Below are 4,504 nucleotides of genomic sequence, written 5' to 3'. Positions count from 1 at the left end.
CCCGCCCTACGCCGCAACCAGCGCGAACGGTGCGCCCGTCATACCCGTCACGCTGCTCGACGAAGGGGGTCCCTTTTGCACGCCGATAGGGGGTCCTTTTTGGACGCCGATTGACACCCATGCTTCAATCAAGCTTCCTCGATCCATCAGCTCGCGCCGCCGCCAAACTACCACACTCGTCATGGCCGCGACCGTACCCGAAGCTGTAGGTTTTCCCGAATCAGTGGACGACGTCGCGCTCTGGAGCGTGCACCTTTAAGGGCAGACTTGAACCTGAAAGAGTGGATGTTCCGCGGCTAACGCGCAGCTGGATCTATGCAGGTTGCGCTAGCAGGTTACCTAGGTCGTATCTGCTGATGCTCGGCGCAATCGAGCACACGACGGCAGGCCAGCCCTCGACCTCCGCTCAATCACCGAAATCATCGTCATCAACCGACCCTGGCTTTGCAGATACTGAGCTCATAGGCATCAGTCTCTTTCGGCTCAGCCCAGCAGCGTGCAGTGTCGACCGGTTCCGCATCCAAGCGTCATTGACTAAGTCCTGCCACTGAATGACCTCTATCTGCCCACTATAAGCGCCGCGCAGAGGCCTAATGCGACCTTGGCCGTTCGCAGTCGTGTCCCAACTCGATAGCTGCTGGGTCAAGTCCCCCACAATGTCAGCAACAACATAACAATAGAAGATGCAATCCTTGGCTATCCTGACGCGTGAGCGTCCGAACGACTCAATTTCTCCGCCCTGCATTTGGGCTAAATACCTTGTGATCTGTTGCTCTATCTGGTCCTTGGCACCGCTATAGTTTCGCCGACCGGGTTTCTTGAATTCGACCACCATAACCCGGCGAAGCGGCTCCGATAGGTCAACCGCATCGGGCTGGTCAGGATCAGTGGAGCTCAGACCGTAAGCCAAGTCCCATAGGAATAGATCTGGCCGATCGGCCGTACCGCCTTCAACCAGTACTTCATCAAGGCGCTTGTCAGAGGAGAACGCGCGCGTGAAGGCGAGCCGCTCATCGACGATCCAGAGCTCGTGCGCCCGGCTCTTCAGCTCAGTCACGTCATCGCCACGAACGTTCATCGGGCAAATGAAGGAGTGAAGGGTCCGTTCCAGGTGATAGTCGTCGGCACTGCCATCGCGACTTCTGATCCTAGTGATGAGCTTTTCGAGTAGCTCCAGAGCAAGCTTGCGGCGCACGACGTGCTGCGCGAGGGCTAGCTGCTCCGAAGCCTGAATTTCGCGAGCTGCATCCGAGACGGTCTGGCCGAAACTGAAGGGGACGGTTCCGGCGTCAAGCGCATCAATGAGCCTTTGCAGCGCATCCTGTCGCTCCTCGTCCCGCCGGATCTGAAACTTAACGAGAAAAGAAGCGAACTCCTCTGGCGTCGCCGCATGAAGCGGCACTCGGCCGAGCTGTGTATCGTCATCGTCAAAACCGTAAGTGGGGTAGCGTTCGACGAAGGACTCGTACCGCTCCCTCCGCGTTTCGAAGTAGCGCCGCACCTGGTCTGGGATCATCTGCGATCGAACGGCATCCATACATTGCCGGCTGATCTGCTTGAGCGTTCGCTCCGTAAGGTTGAAGGCTGTTCGCCCCTCATTGACCCGTAGATCGAGGTACTCGCCCGAAACGCAGCCATGGAAGGCGAGGTCCTGTTCGCCATCACGCTCCAGACGCTCGACGCCAAGCAAGTTGTCAACCTTTCGGCTCTCGACGGTACGTCCATTGGCCAGAAGGTGCAGCTGATGAAGGCCCTCCAAACCCGTGCTCGCCTCAGGCTTGCAAAAGAAGCCGGTGATTTGGAGCTCGCCGAACTCGTCGCTCAAGATCGTTGCCTGCATCGGCTCGCCAACGACGAGGTCAGAAACCGCTTTCGGGTATTCTGTCACCTCACCGTCCACATCGACGAGGATCGTCGGACCACCACCTAGCAAAAAGTCCGCAATGAAGTGCGCGCTGAAGTAGCGCATGAAGGTGTCGGCTCGTTTGGGGAAGGGGTCAGCATACTCTCTCGTACGGAGACCGCGGAACTGCACCCTTGTGCCGTGGTGCCCGGCCGAGTCCGGCTTATCTTCGTACGTCGGCACAACTTGCTCGGCATTATTGAGGACGAACTCGAACGACCGCCGCTTGAACTCTGTGGCGTCGCGATACCCACTTTCGATAGTGATCCCGTCGAAGGCGTCTAACCAGAACAGGCGCCCCACGCCCTTGCCGCCTTTGCTCCGCTTAAAATCTGTATCGATGGTACAGAATGCTCCGTACCGCTCCTGATCGAGCCCGATCCCGTCATCAGCGACCTCAATGGTGATCTTCGCCGGGTCGCTTAGATGCGAAACGGATATGTCGATGCGTCCTTCGGACACGCGATCGTCAAACTCATCCTCGATCGCGAACATGGCATTGCTCACGGCCTCAAATAGCGGCTGCAGGCTCTGCGTAGCGTTCGAGGGCTTGGGTAGCTTTCGGACGCGGTTCTCGATGTTAGGCGTGAGCGCCGGCAATGGTCCTGTCTCCCCAACGGATCGGCCGCTTATATCTCAGGCAGCGATCGCGGCGAGCCTGTCCTTGCGCCATAGCGAACGCGTCTGCTGACCCAGTAGGTTGAGCATACCGTACCCAAAAGCACGAACTTGCGACTACACCGTCCGCGGTCGCACGTTGGTGATGGTAATGCCAACGTCCGCGCTCGCCAGAGGTCCGTCTGTCGTAAACATCTCAGCTTGCAAGTCGATCGCCAAGGCAAGACATGCCCGCTCGCCGAGGGACAGGCCGAGCGCCATCGTCGCTGGCCGAAGGTCGCCTACTATGAGCGCCTGGGCAGGAGTAAGCGGCCGGACATCGAGGTGCAGCCCGCCAAGCGCCTCACGCACGTCGTCAAGTGGCAGTCCTCGGACCCGTAGCTTGGAAATGACCTCCGCGAGGTTGGTTGTTCCAATGATGCTGCGAGTCAGGACATCGACTACCCGATCCGCCCCGGGTTCATCATTCAGAAGGCAGAGCAGGGCGGAGGCGTCGAGTACGACTTTGCTACTCACGCTCCGCCTCACGCCGACGCTCCGCGATCAGCTCGCCAGCCAAACCGACGCCTTCGGGCACATACCTACGCAGGATCGCGCGAGCACGCTCAAGTGCCTTAGGCACGGAACGTACCCGCAGCTCGCCATCGTCCACATCGACGAGAACGGTGTCACCCGTGGTGATCCCGAGCTCACGGCGCATTGCCGCCGGGATCACGAGCTTACCACCGTCCACGATCTTGACCCTCTGTGCTTCCATCTGCACCAAACCCGCTGCTCTTACCCGCCCAACGGCCTTATACCGGAGAGCAAAGTCGGACACCAGCGTGGAGGCAGGGATCGATGCACGGCCGATCACCAATATAGCGTTCATCGATGATGGAGCAGCTACTTAGACCCGGCTCGCTTAGCTAGGCTACGTAGGACCGGTAGTTGCCGATCTGAGCCGACTGCTGCATGACTGGCTCACAAGGGTATACCCAACAACGCCAAGTAGGAGTGATGAGCAGGTGGCAGGCAGCGAGGTTAGGGCGGCGCGGGTGTATTTGCGGGTAAGCACGGACGAGCAGGACCTGACGCGGCAGGAGAGCATTGTGGCTGGTGCGCGGGCGGCCGGCTTTTATGTCGCGGCCGTATACCGGGAGAAGGCGTCGGGCGCGCGACCGGACCGGCCGGAGCTGCTGCGCATGGTGGCGGACCTGCAGCCGGGCGAGGTGGTGGTGGCCGAGAAGATCGACCGCATCAGCCGCCTGCCTCTGCAGGAAGCGGAACTGCTGGTGGATGCTATCCGGGGCAGGGGGGCTCGGCTGGCGGTGCCGGGCATTGTGGACCTGTCGGACTTGGTAGCTGATAGCGCAGGCGTGGCGCGCATCGTGCTGGAGGCGGTGCAGGACATGCTGCTGCGGGTCGCGCTGCAGACGGCGCGGGATGACTACGAGACCCGGCGCGAGCGGCAACGCGAGGGCATCGAGATTGCCAAGCGGGCGGGGCGGTACACCGGCCGCAAGCCGGACCTCGCCCACCACCGGCGCATCGTAGGTCTGCGCGAGGCGGGCATGAGCATCGCGAAGACCGCGGAGCTCGCCGGGTGCAGCATCGCCCACGTCAAGCGCGTGACCGCGCTCCACCGCTCAAGGGCCGCTCAGCCGCAGAAGACTAGTTGAGTACCGTACATGTTTTACCTGCGGGTCGTGGCAGACCGAACCCCACCGCGGATTGGTCTCCGCGTGGAGCAGCAGAGCGGCATCCTGGGTATCACCGCAGGATAATCGCGCATAGTCGCTTCCAACCTGCCATTCTGACACGGGGTTCCGACACCTGTAGACCCGCGGAAAAGCTGGGGTGCTACGCAGGTGTCACAACCAGACGAGACTGTTGAAAAACGCGTGCTTGCGACGACGAGGAAGGCGTGATTCACTCCTGCCAGGCGGCGGGAGTATGGACATGATGGGTCGGCAGGTGGCGCAAGGCGCGCTGTTCTACGGT

General features: G+C 60.7%; 5 protein-coding genes. 2 read left to right on the top strand and 3 right to left on the bottom strand.

The window, feature by feature from the left end:
- The coding region (locus tag ACP7A3_RS20790; protein WP_426257025.1) for a hypothetical protein at nucleotides 1-259 on the top strand (259 nt) is incomplete at its 5' end.
- A 147-nt stretch (nucleotides 260-406) separates the two neighbouring features.
- Here ACP7A3_RS20790 and ACP7A3_RS20785 read toward each other — a convergent pair.
- From ACP7A3_RS20785 to ACP7A3_RS20775, 3 genes are all read right to left on the bottom strand, one after another.
- Entirely contained in the window at nucleotides 407-2,398 is a 1,992-nt protein-coding gene (locus ACP7A3_RS20785) for an ATP-binding protein (RefSeq protein WP_131588978.1), read from the bottom strand.
- Nucleotides 2,399-2,638: 240 nt separating this feature from the next.
- The gene (locus ACP7A3_RS20780; protein WP_043061521.1) at nucleotides 2,639-3,037 is read right to left on the bottom strand and encodes a type II toxin-antitoxin system VapC family toxin; all 399 of its coding nucleotides are present in this window, start codon (nucleotides 3,035-3,037) and stop codon (nucleotides 2,639-2,641) included.
- The gene (locus tag ACP7A3_RS20775) at nucleotides 3,030-3,278 is read right to left on the bottom strand and encodes an AbrB/MazE/SpoVT family DNA-binding domain-containing protein (RefSeq protein WP_043061538.1); all 249 of its coding nucleotides are present in this window, start codon (nucleotides 3,276-3,278) and stop codon (nucleotides 3,030-3,032) included. The genes ACP7A3_RS20780 and ACP7A3_RS20775 overlap by 8 nt, the downstream gene beginning before the upstream one ends.
- A 250-nt stretch (nucleotides 3,279-3,528) precedes the next feature.
- Between ACP7A3_RS20775 and ACP7A3_RS20770 the strand changes: the two genes are divergently transcribed.
- Nucleotides 3,529-4,182 carry a recombinase family protein gene (locus ACP7A3_RS20770; RefSeq protein ID WP_056432838.1) on the top strand — a complete coding sequence of 218 codons (654 nt, stop codon included), beginning with the start codon at nucleotides 3,529-3,531 and terminating at the stop codon, nucleotides 4,180-4,182.
- Nucleotides 4,183-4,504 lie beyond the last annotated feature (322 nt).

It is taken from the genome of Sphingomonas sp. DC5200-1, assembly GCF_049897245.1.
GTDB classification, from domain to species: domain Bacteria; phylum Pseudomonadota; class Alphaproteobacteria; order Sphingomonadales; family Sphingomonadaceae; genus Sphingomonas; species Sphingomonas aquatilis.
Note: the sequence above shows the minus strand (reverse complement) of the source record. Positions and strands in the feature narration are given on the sequence as shown.